Below are 15,896 nucleotides of genomic sequence, written 5' to 3' on the forward strand. Positions count from 1 at the left end.
TAGCAATTCACTTTGCAGAGGGAAGCTTATGCGCGCGATCGGTAAATTACCTAAAAGCGTGTTGATACTGGAATTCATCGGCATGATGTTACTGGTGACGGCGCTGCTGTCGTTAAGCCATTACCTTTCGCTTCCGGTGCCGTTTTCGACGCCAGAGATACAAATTCTGATGATTTTTCTCGGTGTTTTGCTCATGCTTCCCGCTGCGGTGGTGGTTATTCTTCAGGTGGCAAAACGGCTTGCCCCACAACTGATGAACCGTCCACTGGAATCTTCACGTTCAGAAAGAGAAAAAGATAATGACGCCAACCATTGAACTTATTTGTGGCCATCGCTCCATTCGCCATTTCACTGATGACCCCATTTCTGAGGCGCAGCGTGAGGCGATTATCAACAGCGCCCGAGCGACTTCCAGTTCTAGTTTTTTGCAATGCAGTAGCATTATTCGCATTACCGATAGAACGCTGCGTGAAGAACTGGTAACGCTGACCGGCGGGCAAAAACATGTGGCGCAAGCGGCGGAGTTCTGGGTGTTCTGTGCCGACTTTAACCGTCATTTACAGATCTGTCCGGATGCACAACTTGGCCTGGCGGAACAACTGTTGCTCGGTGTCGTTGATACGGCGATGATGGCGCAAAATGCGTTAACTGCAGCGGAATCTCTGGGATTGGGCGGAGTATATATTGGTGGCCTACGCAATAATATCGAAGCGGTGACGGAACTGCTGAAGTTACCGAAGCATGTTTTGCCGCTATTTGGTCTGTGTCTTGGCTGGCCTGCGGATAAACCGGATCTCAAACCGCGTTTACCCGCCTCTATTGTGGTGCATGAAAACAGCTATCAACCGCTGGATAAAGACGCTCTGGCGCAGTATGACGAGCAACTGGCGGAATATTATCTCACCCGTGGCAGCAATAATCGTCGGGATACCTGGAGCGATCATATTCGTCGGACGATTATCAAAGAAAGCCGTCCTTTTATTCTCGATTATTTGCATAAACAAGGTTGGGCGACGCGCTAAAACCGTAACGCCGATGTATGATACGCGGGCTTTTGACCAGGTCTGACAGAGAGGTGCAGGGTGAAAATTGCCATATTGTCCCGGGATGGAACGCTCTATTCGTGTAAGCGGTTGCGTGAAGCCGCCATACAGCGCGGTCACCTGGTTGAAATTCTCGATCCGCTTTCTTGCTATATGAACATTAATCCTGCGGCGTCTTCTATTCATTATAAAGGCCGCAAGCTACCCCATTTTGACGCGGTGATCCCGCGCATTGGCACCGCCATTACCTTTTATGGGACGGCGGCGTTACGCCAGTTCGAAATGCTGGGGAGCTATCCGTTGAATGAATCGGTCGCGATTGCCCGTGCGCGTGACAAATTGCGTTCCATGCAACTGTTAGCGCGACAGGGCATTGACCTGCCTGTAACAGGCATGGCGCATTCGCCGGATGATACCAGCGACTTAATCGAGATGGTCGGTGGTGCGCCGCTGGTGGTCAAGTTGGTCGAAGGCACGCAGGGGATTGGAGTGGTGCTGGCAGAGACGCGTCAGGCAGCAGAAAGCGTAATTGACGCTTTTCGCGGTCTTAATGCGCATATTCTGGTGCAGGAATATATAAAAGAAGCAAAAGGCCGTGATATTCGTTGTCTGGTCGTTGGCGATGAAGTGGTCGCGGCAATTGAACGGCAGGCGAAGGAGGGCGATTTTCGTTCCAATTTGCATCGTGGCGGTGCGGCAAGCATTGCCAGTATTACGCCGCAGGAGCGTGAAATCGCCATAAAAGCCGCACGAACGATGGCACTGGATGTTGCTGGTGTGGATATTCTGCGTGCAAATCGCGGACCGTTAGTGATGGAGGTGAATGCGTCGCCTGGTCTGGAAGGGATAGAGAAAACCACCGGTATCGACATCGCGGGTAAAATGATCCGCTGGATTGAGCGCCACGCCACGGCAGAATATTGCTTAAAAACCGGTGGTTAGTCGCAATAACGTGACTGATCATGGTTTTGCCTGCGCTTTTTGCGTAAGCTGTGCCAGTCTTTTTATCGGAAGAGGTTGTACAAAATTATGACATCGCTGGTCGTTCCTGGTCTGGATACGTTGCGTCAATGGCTCGATGACCTGGGGATGAGTTTTTTTGAATGTGATAACTGTCAGGCGCTACATCTGCCGCATATGCAGAATTTTGACGGTGTCTTTGATGCCAAAATCGACCTGATTGATAACACGATCCTGTTTTCTGCCATGGCGGAAGTCAGACCTTCAGCCGTGTTGCCGCTGGCGGCGGATTTGTCGGCCATCAATGCCAGTTCGCTGACTGTGAAAGCATTTCTTGATATGCAGGATGATAATCTGCCAAAGCTGGTGGTTTGCCAGTCTTTATCCGTTATGCAGGGCGTAACCTATGAACAATTTGCATGGTTCGTACGCCAGAGTGAAGAGCAGATTTCGATGGTCATCCTTGAAGCCAATGCCCATCAACTGCTGTTGCCGACTGACGATGAAGGGCAAAATAACGTTACCGAAAACTATTTCCTTCACTGATAATTCTTTTTGAGCACGCAGTCGCTGCCGCAGTGACTGCGCATTATAATATTTCCTGCTAAATTTAACCTTCCATTAAAGATTTTTTCACTTGTCTTATGCCGAATTTGCTTTATCACATAGAGCAAATGCGCATAAAAATTTGTTAAATACTGTTTTTTAATTACAGCTATAGTTTCAAACCCTGGCTAAAGTTATTCTTGCAAGGCTTTTATATAGCGAGCAATGCTGGCCGGGAGAGAGTTCTCTTTTCTTGCGCCGCGCCGATAAAAAATATGCACGTTTATTGCATATCTTTCAGTGTGACAACTTTTGTTCGTTTGTTAACGAACTTTCAGAAGGAAAGAGATATGACCGCCTTAAATAAAAAATGGCTATCGGGTCTGGTTGCAGGTGCTCTGATGGCCGTCTCTGTCGGCACGCTCGCGGCTGAACAAAAAACACTCCACATCTATAACTGGTCTGATTATATCGCCCCGGATACAGTGGCAAATTTTGAAAAAGAGACGGGTATAAAAGTCGTCTACGATGTTTTCGATTCCAACGAAGTATTGGAAGGCAAGTTAATGGCGGGGAGCACCGGCTTTGATCTTGTCGTTCCATCAGCCAGTTTTCTTGAACGCCAGTTGACTGCTGGTGTATTCCAGCCGTTGGATAAAAGCAAATTGCCAGAATGGAAGAATCTCGATCCAGAACTGCTGAAGCTGGTAGCAAAACACGATCCCGACAATAAATTTGCCATGCCGTATATGTGGGCGACCACCGGAATTGGCTATAACGTCGATAAAGTCAAAGCGGTATTGGGCGAAAACGCGCCCGTCGATAGCTGGGACTTGATCCTCAAACCTGAAAATCTGGAAAAACTGAAAAGCTGCGGAGTCTCGTTCCTCGATGCGCCGGAAGAAGTTTTTGCCACAGTGCTGAATTATCTCGGCAAAGATCCCAACAGCACCAAAGCGGATGATTACACTGGCCCTGCAACCGATCTGCTGTTAAAGCTGCGTCCAAATATTCGTTATTTCCATTCATCTCAATACATTAACGATCTGGCAAACGGCGATATTTGCGTCGCTATTGGCTGGGCGGGCGATGTGTGGCAGGCGTCAAACCGCGCGAAAGAAGCGAAAAACGGTGTGAATGTCTCTTTCTCGATTCCGAAAGAAGGGGCGATGGCATTCTTTGATGTATTCGCCATGCCTGCGGATGCCAAAAATAAAGACGAAGCTTATCAGTTCCTGAATTACCTGCTGCGTCCGGATGTGGTCGCGCATATCTCCGACCATGTGTTCTATGCTAACGCCAATAAAGCAGCCACGCCGCTGGTGAGTGCGGAAGTCCGTGATAACCCTGGAATTTACCCGCCTGCGGACGTTCGCGCCAAAATGTTCACACTACAAGTGCAGGATCCAAAAATCGATCGAGTGCGCACTCGCGCCTGGACCAAAGTGAAGAGCGGAAAATAATCTGCTGTTGTAGATGCCGGACGGGTGCACCACACCCGCCGGCAATTCGCACCATCATGGTGCGCTTGCACACATTCAATGCCGGAGAGCAGCCGTGAATGACGCTATCCCTCGCCCGCAGGCGAAAAGTCGTAAGTCGCTGACACCACTATTAGAAATCCGTAATTTGACCAAATCCTACGATGGTCAACATGCGGTCGATGATGTCAGTCTGACCATTTATAAAGGCGAAATCTTTGCACTGCTGGGCGCATCCGGCTGTGGTAAATCCACGCTGCTACGTATGCTGGCAGGTTTTGAACAACCTTCTGCCGGGCAGATTATGCTTGATGGCGTCGACCTGTCACGGGTTCCTCCTTATCTACGCCCCATCAATATGATGTTTCAGTCTTACGCGTTGTTTCCCCATATGACCGTGGAACAGAACATCGCCTTTGGCCTGAAGCAGGACAAATTGCCAAAAGCGGAAATTGCCAGCCGGGTCAACGAGATGCTCGGACTGGTACATATGCAGGAGTTCGCCAAACGCAAACCGCACCAGCTTTCCGGTGGCCAACGCCAGCGTGTAGCCCTGGCCCGAAGCCTTGCCAAGCGCCCGAAACTATTACTGCTCGATGAGCCGATGGGCGCGCTGGATAAAAAATTGCGTGACCGGATGCAGCTTGAAGTGGTGGATATTCTGGCGCGTGTCGGCGTGACCTGCGTAATGGTTACTCACGATCAGGAAGAGGCGATGACCATGGCGGGGCGTATCGCCATTATGAATCGCGGGAAATTTGTTCAGATTGGCGAGCCGGAAGAGATTTACGAGCATCCGACTACCCGCTACAGCGCCGAGTTTATTGGTTCAGTCAACGTCTTTGAAGGGCTACTAAAAGAGCGTCAGGAAGACGGCCTGTTGCTCGATTCACCGGGGCTGGTCCATCCGCTGAAAGTCGATCCGCTGGCGTCAGTGGTCGATAACGTGCCGGTACATGTGGCGCTGCGACCGGAAAAAATCATGCTTTGCGAGGAGCCGCCCGCCAATGGTTGTAACTTCGCGGTGGGGGAGGTGATACACATTGCCTATCTCGGCGATCTTTCGGTGTATCACGTTCGTCTGAAAAGCGGGCAGATGATTAGCGCCCAGCTACAAAACGCGCACCGTCACCGCAAAGGGCTACCGACCTGGGGTGATGAAGTTCGTTTATGTTGGGAAGTGGACAGTTGTGTGGTGCTGACGGTTTAAGGAGCAAAGATGAGTACACTTGAACCTCCTGTCCAGCCGGGCGGGTTAAAACAGTGGCTTACGCAGTGGCAGATGAAGCACGGGCGCAAACTGGTGATTGCCCTGCCGTATATCTGGTTAATTTTGCTATTCCTGCTGCCATTTCTGATTGTCTTTAAAATAAGTCTTGCAGAGATGGCGCGAGCTATTCCGCCTTATACCGAACTGATGGAGTGGGCCGACGGGCAACTGTCAATCACTCTTAATCTCGGTAATTTTCTGCAACTTACCGACGATCCGCTCTATTTCGATGCTTATCTCCAGTCGTTACAGGTGGCAGCGATTTCGACCATCTGCTGCTTATTGCTTGGCTACCCGCTGGCGTGGGCGGTGGCGCACAGTAAACCCTCGACCCGCAATATCTTATTGCTGCTGGTGATCCTGCCGTCGTGGACCTCGTTTCTGATCCGCGTTTATGCCTGGATGGGAATATTAAAAAACAATGGCGTTCTGAATAACTTCCTGCTGTGGCTGGGTGTTATCGATCAACCGCTGACCATTCTGCATACCAACCTGGCGGTCTATATTGGCATTGTTTACGCCTATGTGCCGTTTATGGTGCTGCCAATCTACACCGCGTTGATGCGTATTGATTATTCGCTGGTGGAAGCGGCACTGGATCTCGGTGCACGACCGCTGAAAACGTTCTTTACCGTGATCGTGCCACTCACCAAAGGCGGAATTATTGCCGGATCGATGTTGGTCTTTATTCCTGCGGTTGGCGAGTTTGTGATCCCGGAACTGCTCGGCGGTCCGGATAGCATCATGATCGGGCGCGTGCTGTGGCAGGAGTTCTTCAATAACCGTGACTGGCCTGTCGCCTCGGCAGTGGCGATTATCATGTTGTTGCTGCTAATCGTGCCTATTATGTGGTTCCACAAGTATCAGCAAAAAAGTGTGGGAGAACACGGATGAATAATTTACCGGTCGTTCGTTCGCCCTGGCGGATTGTGATTTTGCTGCTGGGCTTCACCTTTCTTTATGCGCCAATGCTGATGCTGGTTATCTATTCATTTAACAGCTCGAAGCTGGTGACGGTGTGGGCGGGCTGGTCAACGCGTTGGTACGGTGAGTTATTGCGCGATGACGCAATGATGAGTGCGGTTGGTTTAAGCCTGACAATTGCGGCCTGTGCGGCGACGGCGGCGGCGATCCTCGGGACAATTGCGGCGGTGGTGCTGGTGCGCTTTGGCAGGTTTCGCGGATCAAATGGTTTTGCCTTTATGATCACCGCGCCGCTGGTGATGCCAGATGTCATCACGGGCTTGTCGCTGTTGTTGTTATTCGTCGCGCTTGCTCATGCCATTGGCTGGCCTGCGGACCGCGGTATGCTCACCATCTGGCTGGCGCATGTCACTTTCTGTACGGCTTATGTGGCAGTCGTTATTTCGTCGCGTCTGCGGGAACTGGATCGATCGATAGAAGAAGCAGCGATGGATCTCGGTGCGATGCCGCTGAAAGTGTTTTTCGTCATTACGCTACCGATGATCATGCCGGCGATCATTTCTGGTTGGTTACTGGCTTTTACCCTGTCGCTTGATGATCTGGTGATTGCCAGCTTTGTTTCCGGGCCGGGAGCCACCACGTTACCGATGCTGGTCTTCTCCAGCGTGCGGATGGGGGTGAATCCAGAAATTAACGCACTTGCAACGTTAATTCTCGGTGCGGTCGGAATTGTCGGATTAATCGCCTGGTATCTGATGGCTCGCGCAGAAAAGCAGCGGATACGCGATATCCAGCGTGCAAGACGTGGCTGAAGACACTAAAATTTGCCAACCTGGCTACATAATGCCGCGCATGTCGCGGCATTGTTTTCATGGAAGACGAACCGTTGGGATTTTTTAAGAAAACATCTTCATCACATGCTCGCCTGAATGTGCCTGCGCTGGTGCAGGTGGCGGCGCTCGCCATTATTATGATCCGTGGCCTCGACGTGTTGATGATTTTCAATACATTAGGCGTGCGCGGTATTGGCGAGTTCATTCATCGCAGCGTACAAACCTGGAGTTTAACACTGGTCTTTTTAAGCAGTCTGGCGCTGGTTTTTATTGAGATCTGGTGTGCGTTTTCGCTGGTGAAAGGGCGTCGCTGGGCGCGCTGGCTGTATCTGCTGACACAAATCACGGCCGCCAGTTATTTGTGGGCTGCTTCGCTGGGTTATGGTTATCCGGAGTTGTTCAGCATTCCCGGTGAATCAAAACGTGAAATCTTCCATAGCCTGATGCTGCAGAAGCTGCCGGATATGCTCATCCTGATGCTGCTGTTCGTTCCCTCGACCAGTCGGCGGTTCTTCCAGTTGCAATAATGTGTATAATCGTCGCCCCTGATGATGTGAAGGTCAATGTATGCAGTGCGCACTTTACGACGCGGGTCGCTGTCGTTCCTGTCAGTGGATAACGCAGCCGATACCACAGCAACTCTCCGCTAAAACCGCCGATCTTAAGAATCTGCTGGCCGATTTTCCGGTTGAGGAATGGTGCGCGCCGGTGTCTGGCCCGGAACAAGGGTTTCGTAATAAAGCCAAAATGGTGGTGAGTGGCAGTGTTGAAAAACCACGGCTCGGAATGCTGCATCGTGACGGCACGCCGGAAGATCTTTGCGATTGCCCGCTTTATCCTGCCTCATTTGCGCCCGTTTTTGCGGTGCTAAAACCGTTTATCGCCCGTGCGGGGTTAACGCCCTACAACGTGGCGCGTAAGCGTGGCGAACTGAAATACATTCTGCTGACTGAAAGCCAGAGTGATGGCGGCATGATGCTGCGCTTTGTACTGCGTTCTGAAACCAAACTGGCACAACTGCGTAAGGCATTGCCGTGGTTACAGGCACAATTGCCGCAGCTGAAAGTCATTACCGTCAATATTCAGCCGGTACATATGGCGATTATGGAAGGGGAGACGGAGATCTACCTGACGGAACAACAGTCGCTGGCAGAGCGTTTTAACGATGTGCCGCTGTGGATCCGCCCGCAAAGTTTCTTCCAGACTAATCCGGCGGTCGCCAGCCAGCTGTATGCCACCGCGCGCGACTGGGTACGGCAGCTGCCGGTCAAACATATGTGGGATCTGTTCTGCGGCGTGGGGGGCTTTGGTTTACACTGCGCGACGGCTGACATGCAGTTAACCGGGATCGAAATTGCGCCAGAAGCCATTGCCTGTGCGAAGCAGTCAGCCTCTGAACTGGGCTTAACGCGTCTGCAATTTCAGGCGCTGGACTCCACTCAATTTGCCACCGCTCAGGGGGCGGTGCCGGAGCTGGTGCTGGTTAACCCGCCGCGCCGGGGCATTGGTAAACCGCTGTGTGATTATCTCTCAACGATGGCACCACGTTTTATCATTTACTCCAGCTGTAACGCTCAAACCATGGCGAAAGATATTCGCGAACTGCCTGGTTATCGCATTGAACGGGTACAGCTTTTTGATATGTTCCCGCACACCGCGCACTATGAAGTGCTGACGCTGCTGGTGAAGCAATAAAAAAGCCGCAGGTGCGGCTTCAGATTACTGATCAGGTGCGATTTGTTCATGTCGGATGCGGCGTGAACGCCTTATCCGGCCTACAAAATCATGCTAAATCAATACATTGTAGAGTTGATGCGGGCCTGATAAGCGTAGTGCATCAGGCAATCTTACTTTTGTCATCAGTCTCAATTACTGCGGGAACCACTGATCGCTGATTTTCTTATACGTGCCATCCGCTTTAATTGCCGCCAGTGCGTTATTCAGTTTTTCCAGCAGAGCTTTGTTATCAGGACGTACAGCGATACCCAGGCCGGTGCCGAAGTATTGCGGATCGGTCACTTTCTCAGTCGCAACGCCCAGTTGCGGATTGGTTTTCAGCCATTCGTTCACCACCGCTGTATCACCAAATACCCCATCAATACGGCCATTTTTCAGATCGATAAAGGCATTCTGATAACTGTCATAGGAGACAGTTTTCACTTCCGGGTGCTGATCCTGAATATATTTCTGGTGCGTGGTGCCGTTTTCCATCCCAATACGTTTACCTTTCAGATCGGCAAACGTTTTGTAGGTATCTTTTTTGGCAATTACGACAGCTGAGTTTTCATAGTAGGGCGTGGTAAACGATACCTGCTTGCTACGCTCTGGCGTGATATCCATACCGGAGATAACGGCGTCATATTTCCTGAATTTCAGTGACGGGATCAGGCTGTCGAACGCGTGATTAGTAAAAGTACATTCTGCCTGCATCTGTTTGCACAAGGCTTTTGCCAGGTCGATATCAAAGCCGACAATCTGGTTATTGGCATCCATCGACTCGAACGGAGGATAGGTCGCTGATACGCCAAAATTGATTTTCTCCGCGGCAGAAGCGCCGAACGCACAGGATGCAAGTAATGCGGCAAGAACTAACTTTTTCATGATGGAACTCCCGTCTGTCAATCTTATGATTTTTGGCCGTGTCTGCGGCATGGGATAACAATGCCATTAAGTGAATTTATATGCAATAAATATGATTAAATAATTTAAATGGAATAAAAAAAGACGGACAACTTAGTGGGTTGCCCGTCTTCATTATAAGAATTTATGCAGTATGTGGGGTATGTGCTGGTGTTTGATGCGACGCTGACGCGTCTTATCAGACCTACAAATCATCCAGCTAATGTACGCCGCATCCGGCATCAGCACGCAGCCATATTAATTCCGTCGCTCAAACGCCAGCGCTTTACGCTCGATCAGGCGCATCATCAGCGTCAGCAGGCCGTTAACGATCAGGTAAATAATCCCCGCCGCGCCAAATACCATCACATCGTAGGTGCGCCCGTACAACAACTGGCTGTAACCCATCACTTCCATCAGCGTAATGGTGTAAGCCAGAGAGGTACTTTTGAACACCAGCACCACTTCGTTGGAATACGAAGAGAGTGAGCGTTTAAAGGCATACGGCAGCAGGATCGCCAGCGTGTCTTTTTTGCTCATTCCCAGGGCGCTACAGGATTGCCATTGACCTTCCGGGATCGCGCGGATCGCGCCGTAAAACAGTTGCGTGGTATACGCCGCACTGTTCAGCGACAACGCAATCAGTGCACACAGCCACGGTTCTGACAGTAAATGCCACAGTGCCGGATATTCCTGCAACGTCGGGAACTGGCCCGGCCCGTAATAAATCAGGAAGATCTGCACTAACAGCGGCGTACCGGTAAACAGCGTGATATAACCCCGCACCAGCCATACCAGCACTGGCGTTTTCAGCGTCAGAATGATGGTAAAAATTAACGCCAGAATCAGCGCTACAATCAGCGAGGCAACGGTTAGCGTCAGGCCGGTGTGCAGCCCTTTCATCAGTTCGGGTAAATACTCAAACATTAGCTGGGCCTCCGCTCAAAACGTGTCGCGCGCAGGTCAATGCGTTTGAGAATGTACTGACTCAATAGAGTAATCACCAGGTAAATCGCCGCCGCCACAATGTACCAGGTAAATGGTTCCTGGGTACGGGTAGCGATGCTTTTGGTTTGTAGCATTAAATCATTCACACTAATCAAACTGACCAGCGCGGTATCTTTCAGCAGCACCAGCCACTGGTTACCGAGGCCAGGCAACGCATGACGCCACATCTGCGGCATCACCAGGCGGAAAAAAATAGCCGATTTCGACAGCCCCAGCGCCTGACCGGATTCCCACTGGCCAACTGGCACCGCTTTTAAAGCACCGCGTAGCGTTTGCGAGGCATAGGCGGCATACAACAGCGACAGAGCGATGACACCACAAAGGAACGGGCTAACGTCGAAGTTCTCGATGTCCATCTGCACCGGGATCTGTACGATCCCAAGATTGATGGTGAAGCCATCCGAAAGCGTCAGCAGCAGCTGTGAGGAGCCAAAATAGATAAACAGCACCACCAGAATTTCTGGCAGGCCGCGCAGAACCGTCACTAGCGCAGAACCTGCCCACGCGACAGGACGCCATTTTGCCGACTCCCACACCGCAAAGAACATCGCCAGCGCCAGCCCGACAATCAATGCACAAACGGCAAGGCCGACGGTCATCCCGGCGGCGCTTGCTAAAGGGAAAAATTCATTCATCAGGAATTACTTCTGGAACCATTTGTTGTAGATGGTTTCGTAAGTGCCATCTTTCTTCACTTTTTCCAGCGCAGTGTTGAATTTCTGCTGCAGTTCAGTGTTGCCCTGACGTACCGCAATGCCGAGGCCAGTACCGAAGTAATCTTTGTCGGTCACTTTGTCGCCCACTGCCGCCAGTTTCGGGTTATCTTTCAGCCATTCGGTGACCACAGCGGTGTCACCGAATACGCCGTCGATACGACCGTTTTGCAGATCCAGTTTTGCGTTCTGGTAGCTGTCATACGGAACTGTGGTGATTTCCGGATGCTTATCCATAATGAACTTCTGGTGCGTCGTCCCGTTCTGAACGCCGACTTTTTTGCCTTTCAGCTGATCAACGCTGGTGTATTTACCCTGCTGACCAACAAACAGTGCGGAGTTGTCATAGTACGGGGTGGTAAACAGTACCTGCTTTTCACGCTCCGGGGTGATATCCATCCCGGCCATCACCGCTTCTACGCGACGGAATTTCAGGCTTGGGATCAGGCTGTCAAACGCCTGGTTAGAGAAAGTGCAGGTCGCATCAATTTCTTTACACAGCGCCTGCGCCAGGTCGACGTCAAAACCGACGATCTGGTTATTCGCATCCATCGATTCAAACGGAGGATAAGAGGCTTCGGTAGCAAAACGAATGGTTTCGGCAGCTGTGGCGGAAAGACTAAAACCTGCAATTAGCGCGGCAATCAGAACTTTTTTCATTGTTGTTATCCCGAATCTTAGTGAGAGAGATAGTTTTTAAATGCTTCGGTTTGCGGCTCGGTAAAGCAGCTCGCGTCGCCTTGTTCTACGATGTGACCGTTTTCCATATACACCACACGGCTGGCGGTTTTACGCGCCACTTCAACTTCGTGGGTGACGATCACCTGGGTAATATTCGTTTCCGCCAGCTCACGAATAATGCTGACGATTTGTGCGGTAATTTCCGGATCCAGCGCGGCGGTCGGTTCATCAAACAGCAGTACCTGCGGTTCCATCATCAGCGCGCGGGCGATAGCGACACGTTGTTGCTGACCACCAGACAGGTGCAGCGGGTAACGATCGCTATAAGGTTTGAGACGCAGACGTTCCAGCAGTTTTTCTGCACGGGCCAGTGCCTGATCTTTACTCAACCCCAGCACGCGGCAGGGCGCTTCAATCAGGTTTTGCTGTACCGTCAGATGCGGCCATAGGTTGTATTGCTGAAACACCATCCCGACGTTACGACGCAGCTCGCGGATCGCTTTGTCAGATGGCGTTTTAGTGAAATCGAAATGGTTGCCTGCGATGTTGAGCGTACCGGAGCGCGGCATCTCTAGCAGATTGAGTACACGCAGCAGCGAGCTTTTCCCCGCGCCGCTGGGGCCAAGTAACACCAGCGTTTCGCCTTGCGGGCAATCCAGCGTGATATCGAACAGCGCCTGATGCGCGCCGTAGAAGCAATTAATGCCGTTTAATTGAATACTCATTGACACTCGTATACTGGCAGTCGGATAGCTATTGAAGTCGAAGATAGTACCTTTGACAGAATAATTATGCAATATTTCTGCTTTAAAAGTTAAAAGCAAAGCGCATTATTCAATAAACATAGCACAAAATAACGGCGGCGAAGGGCGGCGAGCATAAATGTCGGCATTCTTCACAGAATGCCAGACAATTTATGGGGGTTATCGTTTAATCAAGGTTTTAGCGGTTCTCAACGGACTGGCGCAGAGTGCCGGCAGGTGCGTGTACGCTGCCACCTAAATAGCGCACATCGTCGATCACCCAACACTGTCCTTCCTGAATCATCAGCACTTCATCCTGCCAGCTCTGGTCGCCTTGTTTCAGATTCACCCGCAGCGGAATATTGCGCGCATCGCGATTTGGGATGGTCGAGGCGCTGGCAACTTGTGCGCTGTCAGGCAAAGTGGTGCGACTGGAGAACGGATCGCTGCTTAATAATTCACGATGGCTGTTATCGCGGCTGGCATTACTCAGCAAAGTTGCCAGTTTGTCACTTAAATATGGACGCAGAGCGGTAATGTCGTTACTGCGGTGCGAAATGCGGTAGTCATAAAACTGCTGGGCCACGCTGTCAGGTCCGCCCTGAACGCAAGATCCCGTACGGGGGCCATTATCTTTATAGGCAGGCGTGACGGTGGTACAAGCACTGAGTAACAGTGCGCAAGGGATAAGCATAGTCAATTTGCTGTAGCGCATAATGATTTCCTTATAAGCGAACACCTTGAAAGCGTTCTACGATAATAATGATATCCTTTCAATAATAGCGTATCAGTCCGATAATGCTTTGAAGATCGAAGGCTTAGCAAACAAGGAGATCGATCATGCAATTTTCCACAACCCCAACACTTGAAGGCCAGACCATCGTTGAATATTGCGGTGTGGTGACCGGCGAAGCGATTTTAGGCGCTAACATTTTTCGCGATTTCTTTGCGGGGATCCGCGATATCGTTGGCGGACGTTCCGGTGCGTATGAAAAAGAACTGCGTAAAGCGCGGGAGATAGCCTTTGAGGAACTTGGTGAGCAGGCGCGAGCGCTGGGGGCTGACGCCGTGGTCGGCATTGATATCGACTACGAAACGGTCGGGCAAAACGGCAGTATGCTGATGGTTAGCGTCAGCGGAACGGCGGTGAAAACGCGTCGATGAGCAGAGTCTTCTGGCTGGTTGCCGCCGCTTTATTCCTGGCTGGGTGTGCAGGCGAAAAAGGCATTGTCGAGAAAGAGGGATACCAGCTTGATACCCGACGCCAGGCGCAGGCGGCGTATCCGCGCATTAAAGTGCTGGTGATCCACTACACCGCAGAGGACTTTGATACGTCACTGGCGACACTGACCGATAAGCACGTAAGTTCGCATTACCTGGTTCCTGCCGAGCCACCACTTTACAACGGCAAGCCGCGTATCTGGCAACTGGTACCGGAACAGGAACTGGCCTGGCATGCGGGGATTAGCGCCTGGCGCGGGGCAACGCGCCTTAACGACATCTCTATAGGTATTGAGCTGGAGAATCGCGGCTGGAAAACATCAGCGGGGGTGAAATATTTTGCGCCATTTGAACCGACACAAATTCAGGCGCTCATTCCACTGGCGAAGGATATTATCGCCCGCTATCACATCAAACCGGAAAACGTAGTGGCTCATGCAGATATTGCGCCGCAGCGCAAAGATGATCCCGGTCCATTATTTCCCTGGCAGCAACTGGCACAAGAGGGGATTGGTGCCTGGCCTGATGCGCAGCGGGTGAATTTTTATCTTGCCGGGCGCGCGCCGCACACACCGGTAGATACCGTCTCATTGCTGGAACTGTTGGCCCGTTATGGCTATGACGTGAAACCAGAAATGACTCCTGGCGAACAGCAACGAGTGATTATGGCGTTCCAGATGCACTTCCGCCCGACGTTATATAACGGCGAAGCGGATGCAGAAACTCTGGCAATTGCACAAGCGTTGCTGGAGAAATACGGTCAGGATTAGCGCGGCAGTTTTCCGTGGTCGCGTAACCAGGCGGCAGTTTTCTCGATCCCTTCATCCAGCGTGATGACAGGCTGATAACCTAACTCTTCCTGTGCACGCGTAATATCCAGCGTAAAGTCAAAATTCAACTTGGAGACGCCGTAGTGGGTTAGCGGCGGCTCTTTCGCTGATTTGCGGCCTAAACGCTCCATGCTGCGGGCGATCATATCCAGCATCGGGTAGGGAATTGAACGAATACGACAATCAATATTCAGTTCGTCGATGAGCTTCTGCACGATGCTGCGCAGTGTACGATGCTCACCATTGGTAATGTTGTATGCCCTGCCGGACGGCAGTTTGTCGCAGTTTTCCTGGCTCGCCAGCCACATGGCATGCACGGCATTTTCGTAGTAGGTCATATCGACCAGCGCACTGCCGCCGTGCGGTAACAGAATGCTGCCGTAGTGGTGCATCATATGCGCCAGGCGGGGGATGAACACTTTATCGTGCGGTCCGAACAGACTTTGTGGACGCAGAATAGTAAAGCGTGTTTGTGGATTCGCCTGCGAAAGCATATTAATCACTTCTTCGCTGGCAGCTTTGCTGCGGGCAAACTCGTTAGCGAAGCGGTGAGGGCGAAAATCTTCTTTGATATCCCGGTGGTGATGATAGTCGAAGTACAGTGAAGGCGAAGAAATATGAATAAAGTTACGCACTCCCCAGGCAACAGCCCATTCGCCCAGGCGACGCGTAGCGCGAACGTTGGCCAGATCGAAAGCCTGCTGCGTTCCCCACGGCGAAGTAAAGCTGGAGCAGTGCCACAGCGTATCAATGCCTGCGAGCATCACTTTAGCCTGCGATGAGACAAGTTCGGTCAGATCCGCCCGGACAAACTCTGCGCCCAGTTTTTCCAGCAATTTGCCCATCGCTTCGTTGCGACCGGTCGCTCTCACGCTGATGCCTTTCTGGCATAAAAATTCAACCGCGTTTCGACCTAAGCCGCTGGTAGCGCCGGTAACCAGTACCTTCATATCATTCCACTGTTGTTGATAAGACGACGTGCGCATTCTTTCGTGATTTCCCCCTTGATGCAATGGGAAACATG

General features: G+C 51.4%; 19 protein-coding genes. 12 read left to right on the forward strand and 7 right to left on the reverse strand.

Annotation, left to right across the window (positions count from 1 at the left end; all coding sequences use genetic code 11):
* Nucleotides 1-28 precede the first annotated feature (28 nt).
* The 10 genes from D9734_RS02750 to rlmC all read left to right on the forward strand — a co-directional run bounded on the left by D9734_RS02750 (nt 29) and on the right by rlmC (nt 8,752).
* A complete protein-coding gene (locus D9734_RS02750) occupies nt 29-316 on the forward strand; it encodes a DUF1418 family protein (protein ID WP_130205207.1) in 288 nt (95 codons plus the stop codon).
* Nucleotides 300-1,022 (forward strand): nitroreductase NfsA, encoded by a 723-nt coding sequence (nfsA, locus tag D9734_RS02755; RefSeq protein ID WP_130205209.1) that lies wholly within the window; start codon nt 300-302, stop codon nt 1,020-1,022. The genes D9734_RS02750 and nfsA overlap by 17 nt, the downstream gene beginning before the upstream one ends.
* Before the next feature lie 60 nt (nt 1,023-1,082).
* The gene (gene rimK, locus D9734_RS02760) at nt 1,083-1,985 is read left to right on the forward strand and encodes a 30S ribosomal protein S6--L-glutamate ligase (protein ID WP_130205211.1); all 903 of its coding nucleotides are present in this window, start codon (nt 1,083-1,085) and stop codon (nt 1,983-1,985) included.
* Between the two features lie 87 nt (nt 1,986-2,072).
* On the forward strand, nt 2,073-2,549 hold the full coding sequence (locus D9734_RS02765; RefSeq protein WP_000203025.1) for a YbjN domain-containing protein: 477 nt from the start codon (nt 2,073-2,075) through the stop codon (nt 2,547-2,549).
* Between the two features lie 350 nt (nt 2,550-2,899).
* Complete coding sequence (gene potF / locus D9734_RS02770; RefSeq protein ID WP_130205213.1) at nt 2,900-4,012, forward strand: spermidine/putrescine ABC transporter substrate-binding protein PotF; 1,113 nt, start codon at nt 2,900-2,902, stop codon at nt 4,010-4,012.
* Between the two features lie 94 nt (nt 4,013-4,106).
* A complete protein-coding gene (gene potG, locus D9734_RS02775) occupies nt 4,107-5,240 on the forward strand; it encodes a putrescine ABC transporter ATP-binding subunit PotG (protein ID WP_130205215.1) in 1,134 nt (377 codons plus the stop codon).
* A gap of 9 nt (nt 5,241-5,249) precedes the next feature.
* Entirely contained in the window at nt 5,250-6,194 is a 945-nt protein-coding gene (potH, locus tag D9734_RS02780; RefSeq protein WP_130205217.1) for a putrescine ABC transporter permease PotH, read from the forward strand.
* A complete protein-coding gene (gene potI, locus D9734_RS02785) occupies nt 6,191-7,036 on the forward strand; it encodes a putrescine ABC transporter permease PotI (protein ID WP_130205219.1) in 846 nt (281 codons plus the stop codon). Before potH ends, potI begins: the two co-directional genes overlap by 4 nt.
* A 59-nt stretch (nt 7,037-7,095) precedes the next feature.
* Nucleotides 7,096-7,584, forward strand: a complete 489-nt coding sequence (locus D9734_RS02790; RefSeq protein ID WP_130205221.1) for a YbjO family protein — start codon at nt 7,096-7,098, stop codon at nt 7,582-7,584.
* 40 nt (nt 7,585-7,624) lie between these two features.
* On the forward strand, nt 7,625-8,752 hold the full coding sequence (gene rlmC / locus D9734_RS02795; protein ID WP_130205223.1) for a 23S rRNA (uracil(747)-C(5))-methyltransferase RlmC: 1,128 nt from the start codon (nt 7,625-7,627) through the stop codon (nt 8,750-8,752).
* Nucleotides 8,753-8,926: 174 nt separating this feature from the next.
* Here rlmC and artJ read toward each other — a convergent pair whose 3' ends face one another.
* From artJ to D9734_RS02825, 6 genes are all read right to left on the reverse strand, one after another.
* Nucleotides 8,927-9,658 carry an arginine ABC transporter substrate-binding protein ArtJ gene (artJ, locus tag D9734_RS02800; RefSeq protein ID WP_130205225.1) on the reverse strand — a complete coding sequence of 244 codons (732 nt, stop codon included), beginning with the start codon at nt 9,656-9,658 and terminating at the stop codon, nt 8,927-8,929.
* Nucleotides 9,659-9,934: 276 nt separating this feature from the next.
* Nucleotides 9,935-10,603, reverse strand: a complete 669-nt coding sequence (gene artM / locus D9734_RS02805; protein ID WP_130205227.1) for an arginine ABC transporter permease ArtM — start codon at nt 10,601-10,603, stop codon at nt 9,935-9,937.
* Nucleotides 10,603-11,319: an arginine ABC transporter permease ArtQ gene (gene artQ / locus D9734_RS02810; RefSeq protein ID WP_130205229.1), complete on the reverse strand. Its 717-nt coding sequence runs from the start codon at nt 11,317-11,319 to the stop codon at nt 10,603-10,605. The genes artM and artQ overlap by 1 nt, the downstream gene beginning before the upstream one ends.
* Nucleotides 11,320-11,325: 6 nt before the next feature.
* Nucleotides 11,326-12,057, reverse strand: a complete 732-nt coding sequence (gene artI, locus D9734_RS02815; RefSeq protein ID WP_105454365.1) for an arginine ABC transporter substrate-binding protein ArtI — start codon at nt 12,055-12,057, stop codon at nt 11,326-11,328.
* Nucleotides 12,058-12,074: 17 nt separating this feature from the next.
* The gene (gene artP, locus D9734_RS02820; protein ID WP_000027211.1) at nt 12,075-12,803 is read right to left on the reverse strand and encodes an arginine ABC transporter ATP-binding protein ArtP; all 729 of its coding nucleotides are present in this window, start codon (nt 12,801-12,803) and stop codon (nt 12,075-12,077) included.
* A 217-nt stretch (nt 12,804-13,020) separates the two neighbouring features.
* Nucleotides 13,021-13,536 carry a lipoprotein gene (locus tag D9734_RS02825; RefSeq protein WP_130205231.1) on the reverse strand — a complete coding sequence of 172 codons (516 nt, stop codon included), beginning with the start codon at nt 13,534-13,536 and terminating at the stop codon, nt 13,021-13,023.
* Nucleotides 13,537-13,661: 125 nt separating this feature from the next.
* On the opposite strand from D9734_RS02825, the gene D9734_RS02830 reads away from it, so the two are divergent.
* The gene (locus tag D9734_RS02830; protein ID WP_001160732.1) at nt 13,662-13,985 is read left to right on the forward strand and encodes a heavy metal-binding domain-containing protein; all 324 of its coding nucleotides are present in this window, start codon (nt 13,662-13,664) and stop codon (nt 13,983-13,985) included.
* Nucleotides 13,982-14,812, forward strand: a complete 831-nt coding sequence (locus D9734_RS02835) for an N-acetylmuramoyl-L-alanine amidase (RefSeq protein ID WP_130205233.1) — start codon at nt 13,982-13,984, stop codon at nt 14,810-14,812. Before D9734_RS02830 ends, D9734_RS02835 begins: the two co-directional genes overlap by 4 nt.
* Here the strand turns inward: D9734_RS02835 and D9734_RS02840 are convergent.
* Complete coding sequence (locus tag D9734_RS02840; protein ID WP_130205719.1) at nt 14,809-15,822, reverse strand: NAD(P)-dependent oxidoreductase; 1,014 nt, start codon at nt 15,820-15,822, stop codon at nt 14,809-14,811. The genes D9734_RS02835 and D9734_RS02840 overlap by 4 nt on opposite strands.
* Nucleotides 15,823-15,896 lie beyond the last annotated feature (74 nt).

This window comes from Escherichia sp. E14S1 (assembly GCF_004211995.1).
Lineage (GTDB): Bacteria > Pseudomonadota > Gammaproteobacteria > Enterobacterales > Enterobacteriaceae > Escherichia.

Bases quoted from the DNA above. Each gene is read 5' to 3' on its own strand.
- D9734_RS02750 (WP_130205207.1), top strand. From the start codon at position 29: ATGCGCGCGATCGGTAAATTACCTAAAAGCGTGTTGATACTGGAATTC.
- nfsA (WP_130205209.1), top strand. From the start codon at position 300: ATGACGCCAACCATTGAACTTATTTGTGGCCATCGCTCCATTCGCCAT.
- D9734_RS02765 (WP_000203025.1), top strand. From the start codon at position 2,073: ATGACATCGCTGGTCGTTCCTGGTCTGGATACGTTGCGTCAATGGCTC.
- potF (WP_130205213.1), top strand. From the start codon at position 2,900: ATGACCGCCTTAAATAAAAAATGGCTATCGGGTCTGGTTGCAGGTGCT.
- potH (WP_130205217.1), top strand. From the start codon at position 5,250: ATGAGTACACTTGAACCTCCTGTCCAGCCGGGCGGGTTAAAACAGTGG.
- potI (WP_130205219.1), top strand. From the start codon at position 6,191: ATGAATAATTTACCGGTCGTTCGTTCGCCCTGGCGGATTGTGATTTTG.
- D9734_RS02790 (WP_130205221.1), top strand. From the start codon at position 7,096: ATGGAAGACGAACCGTTGGGATTTTTTAAGAAAACATCTTCATCACAT.
- rlmC (WP_130205223.1), top strand. From the start codon at position 7,625: ATGCAGTGCGCACTTTACGACGCGGGTCGCTGTCGTTCCTGTCAGTGG.
- artJ (WP_130205225.1), bottom strand. From the start codon at position 9,658: ATGAAAAAGTTAGTTCTTGCCGCATTACTTGCATCCTGTGCGTTCGGC.
- artM (WP_130205227.1), bottom strand. From the start codon at position 10,603: ATGTTTGAGTATTTACCCGAACTGATGAAAGGGCTGCACACCGGCCTG.
- artQ (WP_130205229.1), bottom strand. From the start codon at position 11,319: ATGAATGAATTTTTCCCTTTAGCAAGCGCCGCCGGGATGACCGTCGGC.
- artI (WP_105454365.1), bottom strand. From the start codon at position 12,057: ATGAAAAAAGTTCTGATTGCCGCGCTAATTGCAGGTTTTAGTCTTTCC.
- artP (WP_000027211.1), bottom strand. From the start codon at position 12,803: ATGAGTATTCAATTAAACGGCATTAATTGCTTCTACGGCGCGCATCAG.
- D9734_RS02825 (WP_130205231.1), bottom strand. From the start codon at position 13,536: ATGCGCTACAGCAAATTGACTATGCTTATCCCTTGCGCACTGTTACTC.
- D9734_RS02830 (WP_001160732.1), top strand. From the start codon at position 13,662: ATGCAATTTTCCACAACCCCAACACTTGAAGGCCAGACCATCGTTGAA.
- D9734_RS02835 (WP_130205233.1), top strand. From the start codon at position 13,982: ATGAGCAGAGTCTTCTGGCTGGTTGCCGCCGCTTTATTCCTGGCTGGG.
- D9734_RS02840 (WP_130205719.1), bottom strand. From the start codon at position 15,822: ATGAAGGTACTGGTTACCGGCGCTACCAGCGGCTTAGGTCGAAACGCG.